General features: G+C 55.0%; 19 protein-coding genes. 11 read left to right on the top strand and 8 right to left on the bottom strand.

From position 1 onward, the window contains the following. Nucleotides 1–149 precede the first annotated feature (149 nt). Both ABR39_RS07265 and ABR39_RS07260 read left to right on the top strand, forming a co-directional pair. The gene (locus tag ABR39_RS07265) at nucleotides 150–1,709 is read left to right on the top strand and encodes a DUF3300 domain-containing protein (protein ID WP_047346372.1); all 1,560 of its coding nucleotides are present in this window, start codon (nucleotides 150–152) and stop codon (nucleotides 1,707–1,709) included. A gap of 10 nt (nucleotides 1,710–1,719) precedes the next feature. Continuing rightward, nucleotides 1,720–2,511: a DUF2950 family protein gene (locus ABR39_RS07260; protein ID WP_047346371.1), complete on the top strand. Its 792-nt coding sequence runs from the start codon at nucleotides 1,720–1,722 to the stop codon at nucleotides 2,509–2,511. Between the two features lie 63 nt (nucleotides 2,512–2,574). On the opposite strand, the gene traT is transcribed toward ABR39_RS07260, so the two are convergent. The 5 genes from traT to pdhR form a co-directional block, all read right to left on the bottom strand. Continuing rightward, nucleotides 2,575–3,306, bottom strand: a complete 732-nt coding sequence (gene traT / locus ABR39_RS07255) for a conjugal transfer complement resistance protein TraT (protein WP_047346370.1) — start codon at nucleotides 3,304–3,306, stop codon at nucleotides 2,575–2,577. Nucleotides 3,307–3,501: 195 nt separating this feature from the next. After that, the gene (gene lpdA / locus ABR39_RS07250) at nucleotides 3,502–4,926 is read right to left on the bottom strand and encodes a dihydrolipoyl dehydrogenase (protein ID WP_014068924.1); all 1,425 of its coding nucleotides are present in this window, start codon (nucleotides 4,924–4,926) and stop codon (nucleotides 3,502–3,504) included. A 175-nt stretch (nucleotides 4,927–5,101) separates the two neighbouring features. Next, nucleotides 5,102–6,994 (bottom strand): pyruvate dehydrogenase complex dihydrolipoyllysine-residue acetyltransferase, encoded by a 1,893-nt coding sequence (aceF, locus tag ABR39_RS07245; RefSeq protein ID WP_047346369.1) that lies wholly within the window; start codon nucleotides 6,992–6,994, stop codon nucleotides 5,102–5,104. A gap of 14 nt (nucleotides 6,995–7,008) precedes the next feature. Continuing rightward, nucleotides 7,009–9,672: a pyruvate dehydrogenase (acetyl-transferring), homodimeric type gene (aceE, locus tag ABR39_RS07240; RefSeq protein WP_047346368.1), complete on the bottom strand. Its 2,664-nt coding sequence runs from the start codon at nucleotides 9,670–9,672 to the stop codon at nucleotides 7,009–7,011. A 123-nt stretch (nucleotides 9,673–9,795) separates the two neighbouring features. Beyond that, nucleotides 9,796–10,560 (bottom strand): pyruvate dehydrogenase complex transcriptional repressor PdhR, encoded by a 765-nt coding sequence (gene pdhR / locus ABR39_RS07235; protein ID WP_008501960.1) that lies wholly within the window; start codon nucleotides 10,558–10,560, stop codon nucleotides 9,796–9,798. 537 nt (nucleotides 10,561–11,097) lie between these two features. On the opposite strand from pdhR, the gene aroP reads away from it, so the two are divergent. The 3 genes from aroP to ABR39_RS07220 all read left to right on the top strand — a co-directional run bounded on the left by aroP (nucleotide 11,098) and on the right by ABR39_RS07220 (nucleotide 14,991). Further along, nucleotides 11,098–12,468: an aromatic amino acid transporter AroP gene (gene aroP / locus ABR39_RS07230; RefSeq protein WP_047346367.1), complete on the top strand. Its 1,371-nt coding sequence runs from the start codon at nucleotides 11,098–11,100 to the stop codon at nucleotides 12,466–12,468. 164 nt (nucleotides 12,469–12,632) lie between these two features. Further along, nucleotides 12,633–14,030, top strand: coding sequence for a glycoside-pentoside-hexuronide (GPH):cation symporter (locus ABR39_RS07225; RefSeq protein WP_047346366.1), 1,398 nt, complete (start codon nucleotides 12,633–12,635; stop codon nucleotides 14,028–14,030). A gap of 10 nt (nucleotides 14,031–14,040) precedes the next feature. Further along, nucleotides 14,041–14,991, top strand: coding sequence for a glycoside hydrolase family 43 protein (locus tag ABR39_RS07220; protein WP_047346365.1), 951 nt, complete (start codon nucleotides 14,041–14,043; stop codon nucleotides 14,989–14,991). An 18-nt stretch (nucleotides 14,992–15,009) separates the two neighbouring features. On the opposite strand, the gene ampE is transcribed toward ABR39_RS07220, so the two are convergent. Both ampE and ampD read right to left on the bottom strand, forming a co-directional pair. Beyond that, on the bottom strand, nucleotides 15,010–15,864 hold the full coding sequence (gene ampE, locus ABR39_RS07215; RefSeq protein ID WP_047346364.1) for a beta-lactamase regulator AmpE: 855 nt from the start codon (nucleotides 15,862–15,864) through the stop codon (nucleotides 15,010–15,012). After that, a complete protein-coding gene (gene ampD, locus ABR39_RS07210; RefSeq protein WP_047346363.1) occupies nucleotides 15,861–16,424 on the bottom strand; it encodes a 1,6-anhydro-N-acetylmuramyl-L-alanine amidase AmpD in 564 nt (187 codons plus the stop codon). Before ampD ends, ampE begins: the two co-directional genes overlap by 4 nt. 87 nt (nucleotides 16,425–16,511) lie before the next feature. On the opposite strand from ampD, the gene nadC reads away from it, so the two are divergent. The 4 genes from nadC to hofC all read left to right on the top strand — a co-directional run bounded on the left by nadC (nucleotide 16,512) and on the right by hofC (nucleotide 20,584). Next, nucleotides 16,512–17,405 (top strand): carboxylating nicotinate-nucleotide diphosphorylase, encoded by an 894-nt coding sequence (nadC, locus tag ABR39_RS07205; protein ID WP_047346362.1) that lies wholly within the window; start codon nucleotides 16,512–16,514, stop codon nucleotides 17,403–17,405. 174 nt (nucleotides 17,406–17,579) lie between these two features. Beyond that, nucleotides 17,580–18,017, top strand: coding sequence for a prepilin peptidase-dependent pilin (gene ppdD / locus ABR39_RS07200; RefSeq protein ID WP_047346361.1), 438 nt, complete (start codon nucleotides 17,580–17,582; stop codon nucleotides 18,015–18,017). Between the two features lie 10 nt (nucleotides 18,018–18,027). Next, nucleotides 18,028–19,410: a type II secretion system protein GspE gene (gspE, locus tag ABR39_RS07195; RefSeq protein WP_047346360.1), complete on the top strand. Its 1,383-nt coding sequence runs from the start codon at nucleotides 18,028–18,030 to the stop codon at nucleotides 19,408–19,410. Continuing rightward, the gene (gene hofC / locus ABR39_RS07190) at nucleotides 19,400–20,584 is read left to right on the top strand and encodes a protein transport protein HofC (protein WP_047346359.1); all 1,185 of its coding nucleotides are present in this window, start codon (nucleotides 19,400–19,402) and stop codon (nucleotides 20,582–20,584) included. The genes gspE and hofC overlap by 11 nt, the downstream gene beginning before the upstream one ends. Before the next feature lie 51 nt (nucleotides 20,585–20,635). On the opposite strand, the gene ABR39_RS07185 is transcribed toward hofC, so the two are convergent. Beyond that, on the bottom strand, nucleotides 20,636–21,679 hold the full coding sequence (locus ABR39_RS07185; protein WP_047346358.1) for a GMP reductase: 1,044 nt from the start codon (nucleotides 21,677–21,679) through the stop codon (nucleotides 20,636–20,638). A 228-nt stretch (nucleotides 21,680–21,907) separates the two neighbouring features. Here ABR39_RS07185 and coaE point away from each other — a divergent pair, with 228 nt between their 5' ends. Further along, nucleotides 21,908–22,528 (top strand): dephospho-CoA kinase, encoded by a 621-nt coding sequence (gene coaE, locus ABR39_RS07180; protein WP_047346357.1) that lies wholly within the window; start codon nucleotides 21,908–21,910, stop codon nucleotides 22,526–22,528. Further along, nucleotides 22,528–23,271: a cell division protein ZapD gene (zapD, locus tag ABR39_RS07175; protein WP_047346356.1), complete on the top strand. Its 744-nt coding sequence runs from the start codon at nucleotides 22,528–22,530 to the stop codon at nucleotides 23,269–23,271. Before coaE ends, zapD begins: the two co-directional genes overlap by 1 nt.

Here is a 23,271-nt window from a genome sequence, read left to right as displayed (position 1 = left end):
CATATAATTGTGTAATAAATACTCACACTCTTTATCCGGACGTACCGGACGCTTCCCAATAAAAGTCAAAACAGTAAAAGACGGGTGAATAATACTCACGCCAACCGTAACGCCTCACGGCACAGCGCTTGTCTCGTTGGAGTCATTTTATGAAGTTGCCCTTTAAGCCACATCTGCTCGTTCTTTTGTGCAGTGCCGGGCTGCTTGCCGCCTCAGGCGTCATGTTTGTCAAAAGTCGTGCAACGGAGCCCGTTGCGCCAGCCCCTGCCGCACAACAACCGGCAGCACCGGCTACGCCTGCTGCGGCACAGTCCGCCCCGTTCGCCGCGCCAGCCTATACTGCCGCGCAAATCGATCAGTGGGTTGCCCCCATCGCGCTCTATCCTGATGCCCTGCTGTCACAAATCTTGATGGCTTCGACCTACCCGGCCAACGTGATTCAGGCGGCTCAGTGGTCCAAAGACAACCCCAAAATGGAAGGGGACGCCGCTATTCAGGCCGTTGCCAGCCAGCCCTGGGATCCCAGTGTGAAATCGCTGGTCGCATTTCCTCAGCTGATGTCGCTGATGGGCGAAAACCCGCCGTGGGTACAAAATCTGGGCGATGCGTTTCTCGCACAACCGAAAGATGTGATGGATTCCGTTCAGCGCCTGCGCGCGCTGGCACAGAAGACCGGTGCCTTACAATCAACGCCTCAGCAGACGGTCACCACCGTGACAAAACCGGCGCCGGCTAAAACCAGCACCACCGAGTCAACGACAGCCACAACGTCCGCGCCAGCGCCTACGGTTATTAAAATTGAATCTGCCGATCCGCAGGTCGTTTACGTCCCAACCTATAACCCCAATACGGTGTACGGTACCTGGCCAAACACCGCTTATCCACCTACCTATCTCCCTCCTTCACCCGGGGAGCAGTTTGGTAACAGCTTCGTCAACGGGTTAGGCTTCAGCCTGGGTGTCGCCACAACCTATGCCATCTTCAGCAACATCGACTGGGATGATGACGATGACTGGGACCATCACCATGACGACTGGGATAATCACGGCGGCTATAACCGCAACGGTGATAACAACATCAATATTAACGTTGAGAACTTTAATAAAATCAGCGGACAGCGGCTGACGGATGCCAACCGCACCTGGCAGCACAACCCCGCCTACCGGGAAGGCGTCCCCTATCCCACTAACCAGCTCAACAATCGCTTCCACTCCACCAGCACGGCCACAGGGTTAAGCTCAACGCAGCAAAAACCGGCTAACCGCGATAGCCAGCGTCAGGCCGCCCTCAGCCAGATGGAGAAATCAACGGGCAAAACCTTCCCGCAAACGGCGCGCCCCGGAACCAAAGATGGGCAGCGTCAGGCCTCAAGTGAACAGCTGAAGCAGATTTCTCAGCGCAATAACTACCGGGGCTACGACACCAAACCGCAGACGACGAAGCGGACGACCGCGCAGCAGCGAGAAAACCGCCAGGCCACGGCTCAGCGACAAGAGAAACGGGTTTCGCAACCCTCGCAGCAACGCATTCCTCAGCAGCGAAACAGTCAGCCCCGGGCTAATGCGCTGAGCGGCAACGACAGCCGCTCCGCGAACTGGCAGGCGCAGCAGCAGCGTGGTGCGCAAAGCAGGCAGCTCGCGGCTCGCCAGCAGCCGCCGCGCCAGGCATCTGGCACACGTGCTGAACGCCGTGAAATTCGACATCGCTAAGGGAACCGACATGAAAAGTAAACTACTCAGTGGAATGGTGTTGTTCATGCTTTCGGCCTCGGCGATGGCGCAGCAGTCCTTTAGCACGCCCGACCAGGCGACCGATGCGCTGGCCAACGCCATTAGTGAGCATAATGAGAGCGCGATGAGCAATCTGTTCGGAGAGAACTGGCGCGATTTTCTGCCCCCTGAAGGCGTTGACCCCGACGCCGTCGATCGCTTCCTGCGCGACTGGAAACTCCGTCATAACACCGTTGTCGAAGGGGATACGGCGCACCTTGTTGTCGGAGAGAGCGGCTGGCAGCTCCCCATTCCGGTGAACAAAACCGCAGCAGGCTGGCAGTTCGATATCAAAGAAGGTGCTGAAGAGATCCTGACCCGCGAAATTGGCCGTAACGAGCTCGCCGCCATTGAAGCCTTACATGCCTATGTCGATGCGCAGCAAAGCTACTTTGCGATGAACCAAAAATACGCGCAGAAAATTGTCAGTTCGGAAGGGAAAAAAGACGGTTTATACTGGCCAGCCTCACCCGGCGAAGCGCCCAGTCCGCTCGGCCCGGCATTCAGCCCAAAAGAGCCGGGTACCGGCTATCACGGCTATCGCTTCCGGATCCTGCCTGAGAACAACGGTTTCGCGATGGTTGCCTGGCCGGTTAGCTATGGTCAGACGGGCGTGATGAGCTTTGTGATAAATCAGGACGACAAGGTTTACCAGTCAGATCTCGGCAGCGATTCGGAGCAGAAAGCCCGGGCGTTAACCGCGTATCACCCTGATAAAACCTGGCAGCCCGTTGCACCCTGAGTAACGTCAACGGACCACGTTGTACAAGCCGGGTATGGCGAAGCCGCCACCCGGCTTTTTAACTTACAGAATATTTGCGACCGACTTCGCCAGTTGCGCTTCCAGAACCGGTTTCGCTTCTTCGAATTTCAGATTCACTTTGTTAGCATTCGATACCACGCGGGTCTGATACTTCGCGCGATCGCCCTGCTCGCTGCTGGTTTGCAGCTTCACGCCGGACGTACCCTGACGCAGCGCCGCAATGTTATCGGTGGTGACTTTCGCTTTGCTACGCTCAGAGATCTGCAGGTCGGTTACCATGGTGTAGTTCACATCTTCTACCATCGCATCTGCAGCCATGCCGATCAGGCCCGCCGCCAGCCCTACGCCCAGCGCCGCACCAGAAGAATTACTGTTATAGGCCGTGATACCGGCACCCAGCGCAGCGCCAACGGCAGCACCTTCATAACCGGTTTTCAGATAGCCCTGGGCTTCACGCAGATCCATTTTGTCCGCTTTAAGGACGTTAGCCTGAACCCAGTAGTATGCACTGTCAGGAGAGGACGTTACCTTATACCCTTTGGCGCTCAGATCGTTTGCCAGCAACGTCTGGAGGTTGCTCATATCTTTATCAGAGGTGTTTTTTACCTGAATGTAGACCGTTTTCTCGTTAGACGGCTCCAGCCAGATGGTTTCGCTCATCTGCGTTTTCACTTCCAGGTTACGTTTTTTCACGGCTGTCGTCATCGCACCGCATCCGGTCAGCGTCATGACTGCCGCCAGTAAGCCAATCCCCATCACTTTCTTCAAAGACATGTTATTTCCTTTTTGCGTGTAATCAAAAATCCAGAACCTCTAACCGTGCGGCCAGTAGCTACACAATGGTGAAAAAAGTATCGGCAGATAAGCGCAAATTTTTAGGGGAAATAACAATAAGTTACCTACCATAATGGGTAGTTTTCAGGCAAAAAAAACGCCTCCGAAGGAGGCGTTTAGTAAGAAGAAATAAACTTATTTCTTCTTCGCTTTCGCGTTTGGCAGGTCGGTGATGCTGCCTTCAAACACTTCTGCCGCCAGGCCAACAGACTCGTGCAGAGTCGGGTGAGCGTGGATGGTCAGCGCGATGTCTTCAGCGTCGCAGCCCATTTCGATAGCCAGACCGATTTCACCCAGCAGCTCGCCGCCGTTGGTACCGACAATCGCACCACCGATAACGCGGTGAGTCTCTTTGTCGAAGATCAGTTTGGTCATACCGTCTGCGCAGTCGGAAGCGATAGCACGGCCAGAAGCAGCCCACGGGAAGGTGGCGGTTTCGTAGCTGATGCCTTTCTCTTTCGCTTCTTTCTCAGTCAGACCAACCCAAGCAACTTCTGGCTCGGTGTACGCGATAGATGGGATCACTTTCGGATCGAAGTAGTGCTTCATGCCGGCAATAACTTCAGCGGCAACGTGACCTTCGTGAACACCTTTGTGCGCCAGCATTGGCTGACCGACGATATCGCCGATAGCAAAGATGTGCGGCACGTTAGTGCGCAGCTGTTTGTCAACGCGGATGAAGCCACGGTCGTCCACTTCCACGCCAGCTTTGCCCGCGTCGAGGTTTTTACCGTTCGGCACACGGCCGATAGCCACCAGCACGGCGTCGTAACGCTGTGGTTCTGCAGGGGCTTTTTTGCCTTCCATGGAAACGTAAATACCGTCTTCTTTCGCTTCAACGGCAGTCACTTTGGTTTCCAGCATCAGGTTGAATTTCTTGCTGATGCGTTTGGTGAAGACTTTAACGATGTCTTTGTCTGCGGCCGGGATAACCTGGTCGAACATTTCAACCACGTCAATATCAGAACCCAGCGCATGGTACACGGTACCCATTTCCAGACCGATGATACCGCCACCCATAACCAGCAGGCGCTTAGGAACGGTTTTCAGCTCCAGCGCATCGGTGGAATCCCACACGCGTGGATCTTCATGTGGAATGAACGGCAGTTCGATTGGGCGAGAACCTGCTGCGATGATCGCATTGTCGAAGTTGATCACGGTTTTGCCGTTTTCGCCTTCCACTTCCAGGGTGTTCGCACCAGTGAATTTACCCAGACCGTTTACCACTTTCACTTTACGGCCTTTGGCCATACCCGCCAGACCGCCGGTCAGCTGAGTGATAACTTTCTCTTTCCAGGTACGAATTTTGTCGATATCGGTTTTCGGCTCGCCGAAGACGATGCCGTGTTCAGCCAGCGCTTTGGCTTCTTCGATAACTTTCGCTACGTGCAGCAGCGCTTTAGAAGGGATACAGCCGACGTTCAGACAAACACCGCCGAGGGTGCTGTAACGTTCTACGATGACGGTTTCCAGACCTAAATCCGCTGCGCGGAATGCTGCGGAGTAACCTGCCGGGCCTGCCCCAAGTACTACGACCTGAGTTTTGATTTCTGTGCTCATCATGACCTCTTAATTTATACCCGTCGTCCACCGGGTCGTTCTATCCGTCCGTATTTTACAAAATTGTTAACAATTTTGAAACAACAAACGGCTCACGAATTGTCGCTTTCGCCGATAACCTCACGACCATCAGGAGATTACCAGAAAAAAGCCGGCCGATTGGCCGGCTTTTCGATTACATCACCAGGCGGCGAATGTCGCTCAGGGTGTTGTTGATGATGGTGATGAAACGCGCACCATCAGCACCGTCGATCACGCGGTGGTCGAAGGACAGAGAGATTGGCATCATCAGACGCGGCACGAACTCTTTGCCATTCCACACCGGCTCCATCGCGGACTTGGACACACCGAGGATAGCCACTTCCGGCGCGTTCACGATCGGCGCGAAGTGGGTAGTACCCAGGCCGCCGATGCTGGAGATAGTGAAGCAGCCGCCCTGCATTTCGCCGGCAGTCAGCTTACCATCACGCGCTTTCTTGGAGATGGTGGTCAGTTCACGGGACAGCTCAGTGATGCTCTTCTTGTTCACGTCTTTGAAGACCGGAACAACCAGACCATTTGGCGTATCAACCGCAACACCGATGTTGATGTATTTCTTCAGCGTCAGCTTCTGGCCGTCTTCGGACAGGGAGCTGTTGAAGCGTGGCATCTGCTCAAGGGCAGCGGCAACGGCTTTCATGATGAAGACCACTGGGGTGAATTTCACGTCCAGCTTGCGCTTCTCAGCTTCGGCGTTCTGCTGTTTACGGAACGCTTCCAGATCGGTGATATCGGTTTTGTCGAAGTGCGTAACGTGCGGGATCATCACCCAGTTACGGCTCAGGTTCGCACCAGAGATTTTCTGAATGCGGCCCAGCTCCACTTCTTCGATTTCGCCGAACTTGCTGAAGTCCACTTTTGGCCATGGCAGCATGCCCGGGATACCGCCACCGGCGGCTGCAGCAGGTGCAGCTTCGGCGCGTTTCACCGCGTCTTTCACGTAGGTCTGAACGTCTTCGCGCAGGATACGACCTTTACGGCCAGTCCCTTTCACTTTCGCCAGGTTTACACCGAACTCGCGCGCCAGGCGACGAATCAGCGGGGTAGCGTGAACGTAAGCGTCGTTTTCAGCGAACTCAGATTTGCCTTCCGCTTTTGCAGCAGGAGCCGCAGCAGGTTTAGACGCCTGAGCCGATGCAGCAGCAGGTGCCGGAGCAGCCGCGGCAGCCGGAGCTGCGGCAGGCGCAGCGCCTTCCACTTCGAAGACCATGATCAGAGAGCCGGTAGACACTTTGTCGCCGGTGCTGATTTTGATCTCTTTAACGGTACCGGCGAACGGCGCAGGGACTTCCATAGAAGCTTTGTCGCCTTCAACGGTGATCAGTGACTGTTCAGCGGCAACTTTGTCGCCCACTTTCACCATCACTTCGGTTACTTCAACTTCGTCACCACCGATGTCCGGTACGTTAACGTCTTTCGCACCACCGGCAGCAGCTGGTGCAGCGGCCGGAGCCGGAGCAGCAGCCTGAGCAGGCGCGGCAGCAGGTGCAGCACCCGCCACTTCGAAGACCATGATCAGGGAGCCGGTAGACACTTTGTCGCCGGTGTTGATTTTGATCTCTTTAACGGTACCCGCGAACGGAGCTGGCACTTCCATAGAGGCTTTGTCGCCTTCTACGGTGATCAGTGACTGCTCAGCTGCAACGGTGTCGCCCACTTTAACCAAGATTTCAGTGACTTCAACTTCGTCACCGCCGATGTCAGGCACGTTAACGTCTTTCGCTGCCGCGGCAGCTGCTGGAGCAGCGGCCGGAGCGGCTTCTTTCTTCTCTTCCTGCGCAGGTGCAGCTGCACCGTCGGCGGAATCGAAAATCATGATCAGTTTGCCGGTCTCGGTTTTATCGCCAACAGAGACTTTGATCTCTTTAACGATGCCAGCCTGAGGAGACGGGACTTCCATAGAGGCTTTGTCGCCTTCTACGGTGATCAGCGACTGTTCAGCTTCAACTTTGTCGCCTACTTTGACCAGGATCTCGGTGATTTCAACTTCATCAGCCCCGATGTCCGGTACATTGATTTCGATAGCCATTATTCTTTTACCTCTTACGCCAGACGCGGGTTAACTTTTTCTGCATCGATGTTGAATTTGGTAATTGCGTCTGCAACCACTTTCTTATCGATTTCGCCACGTTTAGCCAGTTCGCCCAGTGCTGCTACAACCACGTAAGAAGCATCAACTTCGAAGTGGTGACGCAGGTTTTCGCGGCTGTCAGAACGACCGAAGCCGTCAGTACCCAGAACGCGATAATCATCAGCTGGAACGTAAGTACGAACCTGCTCAGCGAACAGTTTCATATAGTCAGTGGACGCCACCGCTGGTGCATCGTTCATCACCTGAGCGATGTACGGAACGCGTGGAGTTTCCATTGGGTGCAGCATGTTCCAGCGCTCACAATCCTGGCCATCACGCGCCAGTTCAGTGAAGGAGGTCACGCTGTACACGTCGGAGCCCACACCGTAGTCTTTCGCCAGGATCTGAGCCGCTTCACGGACGTGACGCAGGATAGAACCGGAGCCCAGCAGCTGAACTTTACCTTTGCTACCTTCGAGGGTTTCGAGTTTGTAGATACCTTTACGGATACCTTCCTCGGCACCTGCTGGCATTGCCGGCATGTGGTAGTTTTCGTTCAGGGTGGTGATGTAGTAGTAAATGTTCTCTTGCGCTTCACCGTACATGCGCTGCAGACCGTCATGCATGATGACTGCCACTTCGTACGCGTAAGACGGGTCGTAAGAGATACAGTTAGGGATAGTCAGAGACTGAATATGGCTGTGGCCATCTTCGTGCTGCAGACCTTCACCGTTCAGGGTCGTACGACCGGAAGTACCACCAATCAGGAAGCCGCGAGCCTGCTGGTCGCCAGCCTGCCAGCACAGGTCACCGATACGCTGGAACCCGAACATGGAGTAGTAGATGTAGAACGGGATCATCGGCAGGTTGTTGGTGCTGTAAGAGGTCGCAGCAGCCAGCCAGGATGCGCCTGCGCCCAGCTCGTTGATACCTTCCTGCAGGATCTGCCCTTTCTCGTCTTCTTTGTAGTATGCAACCTGCTCACGGTCCTGCGGGGTGTACTGCTGGCCGTTCGGGCTGTAAATACCGATCTGACGGAACAGACCTTCCATACCGAAAGTACGCGCTTCGTCAGCGATGATTGGAACCAGACGATCTTTGATCGACTTGTTCTTCAGCATCACGTTCAGGGCACGAACGAAAGCGATAGTGGTAGAGATCTCTTTATTCTGCTCTTCCAGCAGCTGAGAGAAGTCTTCCAGCGCTGGCAGTTCCAGCTTCTCGGTGAAGTTAGGCTGACGAGCTGGCAGGTAGCCTTTCAGCGCCTGACGACGTTCGTGCAGGTACTTGTGCTCTTCAGAACCTTCCGGGAAGGTGATGTAAGACAGGTTTTCTACCTGCTCATCGGTCACTGGAACGTTGAAACGGTCGCGGATATAGCGCACGCCGTCCATGTTCATTTTCTTAACCTGGTGAGCGATGTTTTTACCTTCTGCGGTATCACCCATGCCGTAACCTTTGATGGTGTGGGCCAGGATTACAGTCGCTTTACCTTTGGTTTCCTGCGCTTTTTTCAGTGCCGCGTAGACTTTCTTCGGATCGTGACCACCGCGGTTCAGAGCCCAGATCTGCTCGTCAGTCCAGTCTGCAACCAGTGCTGCGGTTTCTGGGTATTTACCGAAGAAGTGCTCGCGAACGTAGGCACCGTCTTTGGATTTGAAGGTCTGGTAGTCACCGTCAACGGTTTCGTTCATCAGCTGGATCAATTTACCGCTGGTATCTTTACGCAGCAGCTCATCCCAACGACCGCCCCACATGACTTTAATCACGTTCCAGCCAGCACCTGCGAAGATGCCTTCCAGTTCGTTGATGATCTTGCCGTTGCCGGTTACCGGACCATCCAGACGCTGCAGGTTACAGTTGATGATGAAGCACAGGTTGTCCAGCTTCTCACGGGTCGCGATGGTGATCGCGCCTTTAGATTCTGGCTCATCCATTTCGCCGTCGCCCAGGAAGGCGTAAACGGTCTGCTCAGAGGTGTCTTTCAGACCACGGTGTTCCAGATATTTCAGGAATTTAGCCTGATAGATCGCACCGATTGGGCCCAGACCCATAGATACGGTCGGGAACTGCCAGAATTCAGGCATCAGTTTAGGGTGCGGGTAAGAAGACAGACCTTTACCGTGAACTTCCTGACGGAAGTTGTTCATCTGCTCTTCAGTCAGACGACCTTCCAGGAATGCACGTGCATAGATGCCCGGAGAGATGTGGCCCTGGAAGTACACCAGATCGCCGCCGTCTTTCTCGTTAGCTGCACGGAAGAAGTGGTTGAAGCACACTTCGTAAACGGTTGCAGAAGACTGGAAGGATGCCATGTGGCCACCCAGTTCCAGGTCTTTCTTGGATGCGCGCAGAACGGTCATGATGGCGTTCCAGCGGATTGCAGAACGGATACGACGTTCCAGATCCAGATTGCCCGGGTATTCCGGTTCGTCTTCGACGGCAATCGTGTTTACGTAGTTGCTAGCCCCTGCACCTGAAGCAACCTTCACACCGCCTTTGCGGGCTTCAGAAAGCAGCTGATCAATCAGATACTGAGCGCGCTCAACACCTTCTTCACGGATGACCGATTCGATCGCCTGTAGCCAGTCGCGAGTTTCGATCGGATCCACGTCATTTTGGAGACGTTCTGACATGGGGGTATTCCTTATCTATCTAATACGTTGATTTGTCTGGAACCTGTCCCATTGTGCTCTTGGGCAAGAACACAATAAGACAGGTTCTGCGTTTAGTTGCCGCGCTCTAAAAGTACCTGGCGCTTAATCCTTTCGTTGCTGTATGCGGCGTAATGAACGTTCGCGACGCGATTGTTCACGGCTGCGGTCCAGCAAGATTTCCTCAATGAAAGCCAGATGTCGGTGCGACGCTTCGCGCGCCTGCTCCGGTTCCCCGGCCATTATCGCCTCGAATACTCGGGTGCGATGGTTGCTTACCAGTGGGAGCATGTCCCGACGGGCATACAACAATTCAAAATTCTGACGAACGTTCTGGGCCAGCATCGGCTCCATGCAGCGTAGCAGATGGAGGAGCACCACATTGTGTGCCGCTTCGGTGACGGCGATTTGATACTGGACGACGGCGCTGGACTCGGCGTCTAAATCGCCGGACTGCTGTGCCCGTTCAATGGCCTGATGCAGCTCGCGGATACGCACGCGATCTTCATCAGTGCTGCGAAGGGCGGCGTAATAGGCCGCAATACCTTCTAGCGCGTGACGGGTCTCAAGCAGGTCAAACTGGGATTCTGGGTGGTCAGAGAGAAGTTCTACCAGCGGATCGCTGAAGCTCTGCCACAGGCTGTTTTGCACAAAAGTTCCGCCGCCCTGGCGACGAAGCAGCAAGCCCTTTGCTTCGAGACGTTGAATTGCCTCACGCAGAGAGGGACGTGAAACGTCGAACTGTTTTGCCAGTTCGCGTTCTGGCGGAAGTTTCTCACCCGGGCGCAGAGTCCCTTCGAGGATTAAAAACTCCAGCTGCTGCTCAATCACATCAGATAGTTTTGGTTGGCGAATTTTGCTGTAGGCCATATTCCCTGTCTTACGCCTTTTTGCCCGGAGTCAATTGGTCTTACCAATTTCTATTTCGTATCGCTAAAGTAACAAAGTATTCACCTTCTGTCCATATTGGTTTTGATTGAAATCAGTAAACCCTGCACATTTTAACAACCTTACAGAAATAACGTTTCAGAAATGTAACTTTGCACAAATGAGTTGATTACCACTAAAGAGGGAGATTTAACCATAATGAAACGAGGGTTTTTGCAATCTGAAGCGATTCAACAAAGCAAATAATGAAATTTCGCCCACTTATGGCGCATTTCTATTCTATAGGTTGGGGTAAGAAGGGCGAGCGGAGCGATTTACAAATGCTTTCTTTTTATTCAAGTCGTCATCCGTGCGTCATAAAGCAGGTGCATTCGCAGGCACTTACCACTATTCTTGCGCTTACGGAAGTCATCTCCGCTTTTTTCGGTCTTATTAACCGTAAAGAAATAAATACAGAAAACGGATATTCATAATTACACACGCTCAGCGTGAACATAACAACCACACACGAGGTTTCAAATGGAAGCTCAACAGCACGGCGATCAGCTAAAGCGCGGGCTAAAAAACCGCCATATTCAGCTCATCGCACTGGGCGGTGCCATCGGAACCGGTCTCTTTCTGGGTAGCGCATCCGTTATTCAGTCAGCCGGTCCGGGCATTATTCTGGGATACGCAATCGCGGGCTTTATCGCGTTTCTGATTATGCGTCAGTTAGGTGAAATGGTCGTGGAAGAGCCGGTGGCAGGCTCCTTTAGCCACTTTGCCTATAAGTACTGGGGCAGTTTCGCCGGTTTCGCCTCAGGCTGGAACTACTGGGTGCTGTACGTACTGGTTGCCATGGCCGAGCTTACCGCCGTCGGGAAATACATTCAGTTCTGGTATCCCGAGATCCCAACCTGGGCCTCCGCAGCGGCTTTCTTCGTCATTATTAACGCCATTAACCTGACTAACGTAAAAGTGTTCGGTGAAATGGAGTTCTGGTTCGCCATCATTAAGGTCATTGCCGTGGTGGCGATGATCATCTTTGGCGGCTGGCTGCTGTTCAGCGGCAACGGCGGCCCGCAGGCAACCGTTCGCAACCTTTGGGAACAGGGTGGCTTCCTGCCTCACGGCATGACGGGCCTGGTGATGATGATGGCAATTATCATGTTCTCCTTCGGCGGTCTGGAGCTGGTGGGCATTACGGCCGCTGAAGCTGACAACCCGGAGCAGAGCATTCCAAAAGCCACTAACCAGGTTATCTACCGTATCCTGATCTTTTATGTGGGTTCGCTGGCCGTGCTGCTCTCCCTGCTGCCGTGGACGCGCGTCACCGCCGATACCAGCCCGTTTGTGCTGATCTTCCACGAACTGGGCGATACCGTCGTGGCGAATGCGCTCAACGTTGTCGTCCTGACGGCGGCCCTGTCCGTTTACAACAGCTGCGTGTACTGCAACAGCCGTATGCTGTTCGGCCTGGCGCAGCAGGGTAACGCGCCGAAAGCGCTGCTCAACGTTGATAAACGCGGCGTGCCGGTAAATACCATTATCGTTTCGGCGATCGTGACCGCGCTGTGCGTACTCATTAACTACATGGCGCCGGAATCGGCGTTTGGCCTGCTGATGGCGCTGGTAGTCTCTGCCCTGGTCATCAACTGGGCGATGATCAGCCTGGCGCACATCAAGTTCCGTCGCGCGAAACAGCAGCAGGGCGTTACCACGCGCTTCCCTGCCCTGCTCTATCCGCTGGGTAACTGGATTTGCCTGCTGTTCATGGCGGCCGTGCTGGTAATCATGCTGATCACCCCGGGTATGGCGATTTCTGTGTACCTGATTCCGGTCTGGATTGCCGTGCTTGGCGTCGGCTATATGTTCAGCCAGAAAAGCCGTAATGCCATGAAGGCCCACTAAGCCTCCCTCTGCGGTACCTGCTTTTGCGGGTACCGCACGTTGTTACCTCCCTCACACTTTCACGTCCACAGCGCTTTTATCCATATCACCGCCCTGATACTGCAACGCATATATTCCTTTGCCAGCAAATAATTCTCTCCATACCGTAACCCGGAGAGCAGTCTATGGATAACGCTAAACTGTCAGTAAAAGAAAAGATCGGCTATGGGATGGGCGATGCAGGTTGCAACATCATCTTTGGCGCCATCATGCTGTTTGTTAACTATTTTTATACCGATATTTTTGGTCTGGCACCTGCGCTGGTGGGCGTACTGCTGCTCTCTGTGCGCGTGATTGACGCCGTAACGGACCCAATCATGGGCGCGATTGCCGACCGTACCCGCAGCAAATATGGTCGGTTTCGTCCATGGCTACTGTGGATTGCCCTTCCCTACGCGCTGTTCAGCATCCTGATGTTCACCACGCCTGACTGGAGCTATAACAGCAAAGTTATCTATGCGTTTGTCACCTATTTCCTGCTGTCGCTGACCTACACGGCTATCAACATTCCCTACTGCTCGCTGGGCGGGGTGATTACCAACGATCCCAAAGAGCGCGTTGCCTGCCAGTCATATCGCTTCGTGCTGGTCGGCATTGCCACGCTGCTGCTGTCGCTGACGCTGCTGCCGATGGCCGACTGGTTCGGGGGAGATAACAAAGCCAAAGGCTACCAGATGGCGATGACCGTGCTGGCGCTGATTGGAACCTGTATGTTCCTGTTCTGCTTCGCCACCGTGCGCGAGCGCGTGCGCCCGGCGGTTCAGACCAATGACCAGCTGAAAAACGACCTGAAGGACGTGTGGAAAAACGACCAGTGGGTGCGCATTCTGCTCCTGACCCTGTGCAACGTCTGCCCCGGCTTTATCCGCATGGCGGCCACCATGTATTACGTGACATGGGTGATGGGCCAGAGCACCCACTTCGCGACCCTGTTTATCAGCCTGGGCGTGGTGGGCATGATGCTCGGCAGCATGCTGGCGAAAGTGCTGACCGACCGCTGGTGTAAGCTGAAGGTTTTCTTCTGGACCAACATCGTGCTGGCGATCTTCTCAACCGCCTTTTACTTCTTCGACCCGAAGGCCACCGTCACCATTGTGGTGCTCTACTTCCTGCTGAATATCCTGCATCAAATCCCGTCTCCGCTGCACTGGTCGCTGATGGCCGACGTGGATGACTACGGCGAGTGGAAAACCGGGAAACGCATCACCGGGATCAGCTTCTCCGGCAATATCTTCTTCCTGAAGCTTGGGCTGGCGATTGCCGGTGCAATGGTCGGCTTCCTGCTCTCCTGGTACGGCTACGACGCCGGGGCAAAAGCGCAAAGCGCGGACGCCATCAACGGCATTGTCCTGCTGTTTACCGTCATCCCGGGCGTTGGGTACCTCATTACCGCGGGCGTGGTGCGTCTGCTGAAGGTTGACCGAGAGACGATGAAGCGGATTCAGGAAGACCTGGAGAAGCGTCGCATTAACTATCGCGAGCTGAACGAGTATCAGGAACTCAGCGCCGCTGAGACAAAATAAGGAAAGCCGAATGCAAACCTGGCCAAACCCGTTTATTGAACAACGCGCCGATCCGTATATTTTGCACCACGAAGGGCAATACTATTTTATCGCCTCTGTGCCGCAGTACGACAGGCTCGAAATCCGCCGCGCGGAGTCGCTGGAAGGGCTACGCAGCGCTGAAGAGGTGGTGGTCTGGCGAAAACCCGAGACCGGCCCGATGAGTCAGCTTATCTGGGCGCCGGAGCTGCATCATATCGACGGCAAGTGGTATATCTATTTTGCGGCCACGCACACGCAGGCGCTTGATAAACTTGGGATGTTCCAGCACCGCATGTTTGCGCTGGAGTGCGCCGACAGCGATCCGCTCACCGGAACCTGGCTCGAAAAAGGGCAAATAAAAACGCCGTTCGACACCTTCGCCCTGGACGCCACCACCTTTGTTCATCAGGGGAAACGCTGGTATCTGTGGGCGCAAAAAGCGCCGGATATCGCCGGAAACTCCAACCTGTATCTATGTGAAATGGAGAACCCGTGGACGCTTAAGGGCGAGCCAGTCATGCTCAGCAAGCCTGAGTATGACTGGGAGTGCCGTGGCTTTCTGGTCAACGAAGGCCCGGCGGTACTGTTCCACGGTGATAAGCTGTTCATCAGCTATTCTGCCAGCGCCACCGATGAGAACTACTGCATGGGGCTGCTGTGGATAGACATCAACGCCGATCCGCAAAACCCGGAGAACTGGCACAAATCTCCGCGTCCGGTGTTCGCCACCAGCTATGAAAACCGCCAGTATGGGCCGGGCCATAACAGCTTCACAAAGACGCCAGAAGGGGAAGATGTGCTGGTGTATCACGCAAGAAATTACACCGAAATTGAAGGCGATCCGCTTTACGATCCGAACCGTCATACCCGCCTGAAGCGAGTCCTCTGGAACGAAAGCGGGATGCCTGATTTCGGCATCCCGCCTGCGGATACGCTTTAACCGCTGCGGCGCGCTGGCTTACACCAGCGTGCCGTAAATGGTCAGCAGTGCCACCACAACCACCACGACAAACGAGGTCTTCTTCGCCATTGAGACGGCGGCTTTCGGCGTTGCAACCTTGTCGGTATGCGGCTCGCGCGCCAGAGAGAACTGCGCCAGACGCGTTAACACCTGGTACTGCGAGGTATGGCGGTCGGCAAGAGAAGCGAACCATGCGGGCAGCGCTTTTTCACCGTGACCAATTAATGCATACACCACGCCCACCAGACGAACCGGAAGCCAGTCGAGCACGTGCAGGATGGCATCAATCCCGGACAGCAAGCGTTCATGCGGCGTCAGATAACGGGCAAGCCAGGTCTGCCAGGCACGAAGAAAAGCATACCCCATCAGCAAGACCGGCCCCCACGGACCTCCCACCACAAACCAGAACAGCGGTGCAAGGTAGTAACGGAAGTTAATCCACAGCAGCGCGTTTTGCAGCTCGCGCAGGAACTCGCGCTCATCGCAATCCGGCGGCACGCCGTGGATCATCGTTAGTTCGCTCGCCATGGCACCGCGCGCGTGGGCATCGTCACGGGAAGCGGCTTTAAGATAAGCGTGATAGTGCAAACGCACCTTCCCCGCGCCAATGCAAAGGACACCGAGCAGGATCCACACCACCAGCAGCGGCACGTTGAAAAACAGGCCGTACAGCGAGCGCAGCAGCAGGAACGTAATGACCATCACTCCAGCCATCATCAGCAGCGTACGCAGCATAGAAAAGTGCTTAATTCGGCGGAAAATCACCTCCAGCCGGTGATCCAGATGCCAGTGCTCGCCGAGTTTGAACAGGCGTTCAGCGATGATAACCAGCAGCATGGTAAACAACGTCATGTGATCTCCTTATTTGACGCAGCGGCAAGCATAGTACGAAACCGCCCCCAGTCGAATGCCGGACCGGGATCGGTTTTTCTCACCGGAGCAATATCGCTGTGTCCCGTGATATTTTCTGCCATCGCGGGGTACAGGCCGATCAGCGTTTGGGTTACCGCTACCAGCTGTTGGTACTGAGCATCGGTATAGGGTGTGATATCAGTGCCTTCCAGTTCAATCCCGACGGAGAAATCATTACAGCGTTCGCGTCCCTGATACAGTGAGGCTCCCGCATGCCAGGCACGCTTATCAAAAGGAACGTACTGAACGATCTCGCCATCACGACGGATCAGACAGTGTGCCGACACGCGCAGATGCGCAATCTCAGCGAAGAAAGGATGAGCATCGGGATCAATCGTTCCCGTGAATAACGCATCAATCCACGGACCGCCAAACTCACCCGGCGGGAGACTAATATTATGAACAACCAGCAGTGTGGGCTTTTCATCCTCCGGGCGGCAATCGTGGTGCGGCGAGGGCACGTGCCGCGCATCCACCAGCCATCCGTTTTCTAACAACATGCTGGAACTCCTTATGTATGGTGCTGTTACTCGGTTCAGAGTAGCATGTTTCAATATTATGATTCGTTACCAATTTGGAGTTTTATCATGCCGCCTCGCCGCTACAACCCCGACCACCGACGTGAAGCGCTTCTGGAACGTATTAACATGGATATCCCGGCAAGCGTCGCCCATGCTTTGAAAGAAGACCTGGGCGGGGACGTTAATGCCGAAAAGGATATTACCGCACAATTATTGCCAACAGAGTCACGCTCTCACGCGGTGATTATCACCCGTGAAGATGGCGTTTTTTGCGGCAAGCGTTGGGTTGAAGAGGTCTTTACCCAGCTGGCGGGTGATGATGTGCAGATCGTCTGGCACGTTGAAGACGGCGATGAGATTACGGCGAACCAGCCGCTGTTTGAACTGAACGGCCCGTCCCGCGTGCTACTTACCGGTGAACGAACCGCGCTCAACTTCGTCCAGACCTTGTCCGGGGTGGCAAGTGAGGTGCGCCGCTACGTTGACCTGCTGGCCGGCACCCGTACCCAGCTGCTGGACACCCGTAAAACGCTGCCGGGCCTGCGTACGGCGCTGAAATACGCGGTACTCTGCGGCGGTGGCGCAAACCATCGCCTGGGATTATCCGACGCCTTCCTGATTAAAGAGAACCACATTATTGCTTCCGGCTCCGTGCGTCAGGCGGTTGAGAAAGCCTTCTGGCTGCACCCGGATGTGCCCGTTGAGGTGGAAGTCGAAAGCCTGGAAGAGCTGGAGCAGGCAATTAAGGCCGGGGCCGATATCATCATGCTCGATAACTTCGAAACGGAGCAGATGCGCGAGGCGGTTAAGCTAACCAACGGCCAGGCGCAGCTCGAAGTGTCCGGGAATGTCACCTTCGAAACGATCCGTGAATTCGCCGAGACGGGCGTGGACTACATTTCCGTTGGGGCGCTGACCAAACACGTTCGCGCCCTCGACCTCTCGATGCGTTTTAAGTAGTGATTCCTCCCCTCTTCGCCCGGAGAGGGGAATTGCAGCCCCGCTCGCAACGCCGTTGTTCTTCCCTGCAACGCTGAATGAATCTTCTGAAGACCTCTTCTCGTTCCCATTTTTGCCCCTCGTTTCTGCCCTTTCGCGCTGACAGAGTAGCGCCACTTAACGTAAGGAGCAGATATGGACAGACAACACGGATTCACTCTCATTGAGCTGATGGTGGTTATTGGCATTATTGCGATTCTGAGCGCCATCGGCGTACCCGCCTATCAGAACTATCTGCGCAAAGCGGCGCTGACCGATATGTTGCAAACGTTCGTGCCTTATCGTACGGCCATTGAGCTGTGCGCGCTGGATCACGGCGGCGTGACAAGCTGTGACGGTGGCAGTAACGGCATCCCCTCCCCAACGACAACGCGTTATATCTCGGGAATGAGCGTGACGCAGGGCGTCGTGTCATTAACGGGCCAGGAGAGTCTTAACGGGCTGGAGGTGGTTATGACACCCCAATGGAGCAGCGGCAACGGCATGACGGGCTGGAAACGCAGCTGCAATATCAGTAACGGCGGCGAGCTCAAACAGGCCTGCGAAGACGTTTTCCGCTTCGACAATAACTGAGGAGCGGCTAATGAATACCGATCGGCTTATGGCACTTTGTCTGCGCCATCATGCCCTGCTGCTTACCAGCGACAGTGACATGATAAGCATCGCCGTCGTGGGAAACCCCGCGACTGAACTCATGGAGGCCCTGCGTTTCGCGACTCAGAAACGGATTGATATCGAGTGCTGGAGCGCTGAACGCATGGAAAAACACCGGCAGCTCATGTCGCAATCGCATCTGCCCGTTGTTTCGCAAACTCACTCCACGGTGGATATGCTCAACCACACGCTGCAGCAGGCAATAAACCAGCGCGCATCCGACATTCATATCGAACCGATGGAGCATGCGTGCCAGATCCGTTTACGTATCGACGGCGTGCTCTGCCCGCAGCCTCCCCTTTCTGCCTCACTGGCAAGCCAGTTCAGCGCACGCTTAAAGGTGCTGGGTAACCTGGATATTGCAGAACGCCGTTTACCCCAGGATGGCCAGTTTACGATTGAGCTGGCAAACGAGCCGGTCTCCTTTCGGATTGCCACGCTTCCCTGCAGCGGTGGCGAGAAAATAGTGCTGCGTCTTCTTCATCAGGTTCAGCAGGCGCTTGAACCGAAAGCGCTCGGCATGAGCGCTGAACAGCTGGCCGGTTTTAATGAGGTACTCCATCGGCCGCAGGGGCTGATTCTGGTTACCGGCCCGACCGGCAGCGGCAAAACCGTGACTCTGTACAGCGCGCTGCAGGCGCGTAACACCCCTGAGGTCAATATCTGCAGCGTGGAGGATCCGATTGAGATCCCCCTTGCGGGATTAAACCAGACGCAGATTAACCCCCGGGCGGGTTTAACATTCCAGAGCGTGCTAAGGGCGCTGCTGCGCCAGGATCCGGACATCATTATGGTCGGCGAAATTCGCGACGGTGAAACTGCCGGAATTGCCATTAATGCCGCGCAGACCGGGCATCTTGTGTTGTCGACGCTGCACACCAACTCGACAACGGAAGCCCTGACTCGCCTGGAACAGATGGGCGTGGCTCGCTGGATGATATCTTCCGCACTCTCGATGGTGATAGCCCAGCGGCTGGTCCGGCGTCTGTGTCCACACTGTCGCCGGGAAGCCAGCGAGCACGCTCAGTTACCTCGCTCCGTATGGCGCAGGCCGCTTCCGCGCTGGCAGCCCACCGGCTGCGAACGTTGCTATCACGGGTTTTATGGCCGGGTGGCCATTTTTGAAGTGCTCGCGATCGACAACGCTCTGCGGCAGGCCATTGCCAGCGGGGCGGGAACAGAAGTGATAGAGGCGAGCGCCCGGCAGGCGGGAATGGTTTCTCTTTTCGAGCACGGCTGCATGGCCGTTGAACATGGGCTGACCACAATTGAAGAGCTGTTTCGCGTTCTGGGCATGCCCGATGGCAGCTAATCAGCTCTGGCGCTGGCGAGCGCTCACCCAGGAAGGAGAACCTAGAAACGGGACACTCTGGGCTACAGACCGCAATGCGGCCTTCGTCAGGTTGATGCGTAGCGATCTTCATCCTCTGACGCTGACCCGATGCGCGCAGCGACACCGCTGGCGGCCACATCACTGCTATGAGATGTTTCGCCAGCTCGCCACGCTTCTGCAGGCTGGGCTGACTTTGTCCCATAGCCTGCAAATGCTGGCAGACCAGCATCCGTTAAAACCGTGGCAGGCGCTGCTGCAAAGCATTGCCGATGAGCTCAGTGAAGGATGTCCCTTTTCTGAGTCGCTAAAAAAGTGGCCAGCGGTTTTTAGCCCACTGCATGTCTCGATGGTGAAGACCGGTGAGCTTACGGGAAAGCTGGAGGAGTGCTGCCGCCAGCTCGCTCAGCAACAAAAAGCGCAGCAACAGCTCAGTGCGAAAGTAAAAAAGGCGCTGCGCTACCCGGCGATCGTTCTGACGCTGGCCGTACTCGTCGTGCTGGCGATGGTCACCCTGGTCTTGCCCGAGTTTGCCGCGATCTACAAAACGTTTAACGCTCCGCTCCCCTGGTTAACACAACAGGTTATGGATATGGCGGCGTTTATGCAGTCATATGCCCTCGCGTTGTTCGCCGTGTTATTGGTGCCCTGCGCTGCCGCCTGGGCGCTGCGAGAGAATCCCCGCTGGCAGCGCATCCTGCTGCATACGCCAGTGATGGGGTCGCTGGCAAAAGGCCAAAAAATGGGACAAATTTTTACCGTGCTGTCGCTCACGCAGCAGGCGGGTATCGCCTTTTTACAGGGACTGGAAAGTGCAGAGGAAACCGTTGAAAGCCGCTACTGGCAGGAAATACTCCGCAGCGTTCGGGAGGAGATTGAAAAAGGCATCCCCGTCTGGTCATCCTTTCAGAAAGCGACAATCTTTACTCCGCTGTGTATCCAGCTTTTACGCACCGGCGAAATGTCAGGCGCGCTGGACGTTATGCTGGCAAACCTTGCCCGGCATCACACGGAACAAACTCTTCAACGGGCAGATAACCTGGCGGCACTTCTGGAGCCAGTACTTCTGATTGTGACAGGGGTCATCATCGGCACGCTGGTCGTGGCAATGTATTTGCCGATTTTCCATCTGGGGGATGCGATGAGCGCGGGATAGTGCTGAAACAGTGATGAAGGGCTGGCGCACGACCATGCGCCAGCGAAGCCATTACAGGCTATTGAATACGCGGTTTTCCTGTTCCTGAACGCGAATAAACGTCGTGCGTTTCGTGAGCTCTTTCAGACGGGATGCACCCACGTAGGTGCAGGCGGAGCGCAAGCCACCGAGTATATCGCGCGCGGTGTTTTCGACCGGACCGCGCAGGGGCAGCTTGACGGTTTTGCCTTCTGCCGCACGGTATTTTGCCACGCCACCGACGTGACGGGTCATTGCCGATTCAGAGCTCATTCCGTAGAACAGCATAAATTTCTCGCCATTCTCTTCAACCACGGTACCACCGCTCTCTTCGTGACCTGCCAGCATGCCGCCGAGCATCACGAAGTCCGCGCCGCCGCCGAAGGCCTTGGCGACATCACCCGGCATGGTGCAACCACCGTCGCTGATAATCTGTCCGCCCAGTCCGTGCGCCGCATCGGCACATTCAATGACCGCGGAAAGTTGCGGATAACCGACGCCGGTTTTGACGCGCGTGGTGCACACGGAACCCGGGCCAATGCCGACCTTCACGATATCTGCACCGGAAAGGATCAGCTCTTCACACATTTCGCCGGTCACCACGTTACCCGCGATGATGGTTTTCGTCGGCCAGGCCTCACGCGCCTTGCTGACGAACTGCACGAAGTGTTCGGAGTAACCATTCGCCACATCAATACAGACGAAGTTGAGTGCCGGGTTAGCATTCAGGATCTGTTTGGTCTTCTCGAAGTCTGCATCGGAGGTACCGGTGGAGACCATCACATGCTTCACCACATCAGCAGAGGCGGACGCAACAAACGCATTCCACTCTTCAGGGCTGTAATGTTTGTGCACGGCGGTGAGAATGTCGAACTGTGCCAGGGAGGTTGCCATCTCAAAGGTTCCCACAGTATCCATGTTGGCAGCGATGATCGGCACGCCAGACCAGGTCTGACCGGAATGCTTAAAGGTGAATTGACGTTCGAGTTCAACGTCTGAGCGACTTTTCAGTGTAGAGCGTTTAGGGCGGATGAGAACGTCTTTGAAACCTAACTTCAGATCTTCTTCGATACGCATGTGCGGATTCCTGGGGTTAGAGGCAAATATGTTAAAAGCACAACTCCAGTGACGCTATCATACGCACTAATACCTGCTCCGCAAGACTGCGAAATTCTCTTTTTTTACGCTACAATCCTATAAATTTACCTGGTAAAAAGCCGGTAAACAGGGTCAAACAGTTGCTGGCGCATCTAAGAGTTTTAATCAACTGATTTTAATAATGAATAATTCCCAGGATTTGATTTAATGGGGTATATCGTTGCATTAACCGGCGGCATCGGTAGTGGCAAAAGTACCGTTGCTGACGCGTTCTCTCGTCTGGGCATCACGATTATTGATGCCGATATCATTGCCCGTCAGGTGGTAGAACCTGATACACCCGCGCTAAATGCCATCGAAGCACATTTTGGTCAGTCCATCATCAATGCGGATGGCACGCTTAATCGCCGCCAGCTTCGTGAGCGCATTTTTGCTGATTCTGCGGAAAAGCGCTGGCTTAATGCCCTGCTCCACCCCATTATCCACCAGGAAACTCAGCGTCAGATTGCCGCGGCTCGCTCACCCTATGTGTTGTGGGTGGTTCCGTTGCTGGTGGAAAATCAGCTACAGAAGAAAGCTGACAGAGTGCTGGTGATTGATGTCTCTCCCGAAACGCAAATCCAGCGAACCATGACGCGCGATCGCGTCTCGCGTGAACATGCTGAACAAATTCTTGCCGCTCAGGCCACGCGCGCTCAGCGCCTTGCCGTTGCGGATGATGTCATTGATAATAACGGCGCACCAGATGCCATAGCATCGGATGTTGCCCGTCTGCACGCGCAGTATCTGACGTTCGCCGCGCAGGCCGTTGCACAGGAAAAACCATAATGTCGACACACATCCTTTTTGAGCATCCGCTCAACGAAAAAATGCGTACCTGGCTGCGCATCGAATTCCTTATTCAACAGCTTTCACAACATCTGCCGGTTAACGATCATGCTACGGCGCTGCACTTCTTCCGCAACGTTGGCGATCTGCTGGATGTGATTGAACGCGGCGATGTCCGCACAGAATTGCTCAAAGAGCTGGAGCGCCAGCAGCGTAAGCTGCAGGCATGGGCTGAAGTTCCGGGGGTAGACGTAAGCCGCATCGACTCCCTTCGCCAGCAGCTTAAAAATAACAGCAGCATCCTGATGGCCGCGCCGCGCGTCGGGCAGTTTTTGCGTGAAGACCGCCTGATTGGCCTGGTGCGCCAGCGCCTGAGCATTCCTGGCGGCTGCTGTAGCTTCGACCTGCCGACGCTGCATGTATGGCTACATATGCCGCAGGCCCAGCGCGATGCGCAAGTGAACAGCTGGCTGGCAAGCCTGGAACCAATGCACCAGACGCTGTCGCTGATCCTCGATTTGATCCGTAACTCAGCCCCGTTCCGCAAGCAAACCAGCCTGAATGGCTTCTACCAGGATAACGGTGATGATGCCGATCTTCTGCGACTGAATTTATCGCTTGGCGAACAGCTTTACCCACAGATTTCCGGGCATAAGAGTCGTTTTGCGATTCGCTTTATGCCGCTGGATAGTGAAAATGGCACCGTGCCGGAACGTCTCGATTTTGAACTGGCCTGTTGTTAA

The organism is Enterobacter genomosp. O (assembly GCF_001022965.1).
Lineage (GTDB): Bacteria > Pseudomonadota > Gammaproteobacteria > Enterobacterales > Enterobacteriaceae > Enterobacter > Enterobacter cloacae_L.
The sequence above is the reverse complement of the archived record's forward strand: the minus strand, read 5'-3'. Positions and strand labels throughout refer to the sequence as shown.

Bases quoted from the DNA above. Each gene is read 5' to 3' on its own strand.
- ABR39_RS07265 (WP_047346372.1), top strand. From the start codon at position 150: ATGAAGTTGCCCTTTAAGCCACATCTGCTCGTTCTTTTGTGCAGTGCC.
- ABR39_RS07260 (WP_047346371.1), top strand. From the start codon at position 1,720: ATGAAAAGTAAACTACTCAGTGGAATGGTGTTGTTCATGCTTTCGGCC.
- traT (WP_047346370.1), bottom strand. From the start codon at position 3,306: ATGTCTTTGAAGAAAGTGATGGGGATTGGCTTACTGGCGGCAGTCATG.
- lpdA (WP_014068924.1), bottom strand. From the start codon at position 4,926: ATGAGCACAGAAATCAAAACTCAGGTCGTAGTACTTGGGGCAGGCCCG.
- aceF (WP_047346369.1), bottom strand. From the start codon at position 6,994: ATGGCTATCGAAATCAATGTACCGGACATCGGGGCTGATGAAGTTGAA.
- aceE (WP_047346368.1), bottom strand. From the start codon at position 9,672: ATGTCAGAACGTCTCCAAAATGACGTGGATCCGATCGAAACTCGCGAC.
- pdhR (WP_008501960.1), bottom strand. From the start codon at position 10,560: ATGGCCTACAGCAAAATTCGCCAACCAAAACTATCTGATGTGATTGAG.
- aroP (WP_047346367.1), top strand. From the start codon at position 11,098: ATGGAAGCTCAACAGCACGGCGATCAGCTAAAGCGCGGGCTAAAAAAC.
- ABR39_RS07225 (WP_047346366.1), top strand. From the start codon at position 12,633: ATGGATAACGCTAAACTGTCAGTAAAAGAAAAGATCGGCTATGGGATG.
- ABR39_RS07220 (WP_047346365.1), top strand. From the start codon at position 14,041: ATGCAAACCTGGCCAAACCCGTTTATTGAACAACGCGCCGATCCGTAT.
- ampE (WP_047346364.1), bottom strand. From the start codon at position 15,864: ATGACGTTGTTTACCATGCTGCTGGTTATCATCGCTGAACGCCTGTTC.
- ampD (WP_047346363.1), bottom strand. From the start codon at position 16,424: ATGTTGTTAGAAAACGGATGGCTGGTGGATGCGCGGCACGTGCCCTCG.
- nadC (WP_047346362.1), top strand. From the start codon at position 16,512: ATGCCGCCTCGCCGCTACAACCCCGACCACCGACGTGAAGCGCTTCTG.
- ppdD (WP_047346361.1), top strand. From the start codon at position 17,580: ATGGACAGACAACACGGATTCACTCTCATTGAGCTGATGGTGGTTATT.
- gspE (WP_047346360.1), top strand. From the start codon at position 18,028: ATGAATACCGATCGGCTTATGGCACTTTGTCTGCGCCATCATGCCCTG.
- hofC (WP_047346359.1), top strand. From the start codon at position 19,400: ATGGCAGCTAATCAGCTCTGGCGCTGGCGAGCGCTCACCCAGGAAGGA.
- ABR39_RS07185 (WP_047346358.1), bottom strand. From the start codon at position 21,679: ATGCGTATCGAAGAAGATCTGAAGTTAGGTTTCAAAGACGTTCTCATC.
- coaE (WP_047346357.1), top strand. From the start codon at position 21,908: ATGGGGTATATCGTTGCATTAACCGGCGGCATCGGTAGTGGCAAAAGT.
- zapD (WP_047346356.1), top strand. From the start codon at position 22,528: ATGTCGACACACATCCTTTTTGAGCATCCGCTCAACGAAAAAATGCGT.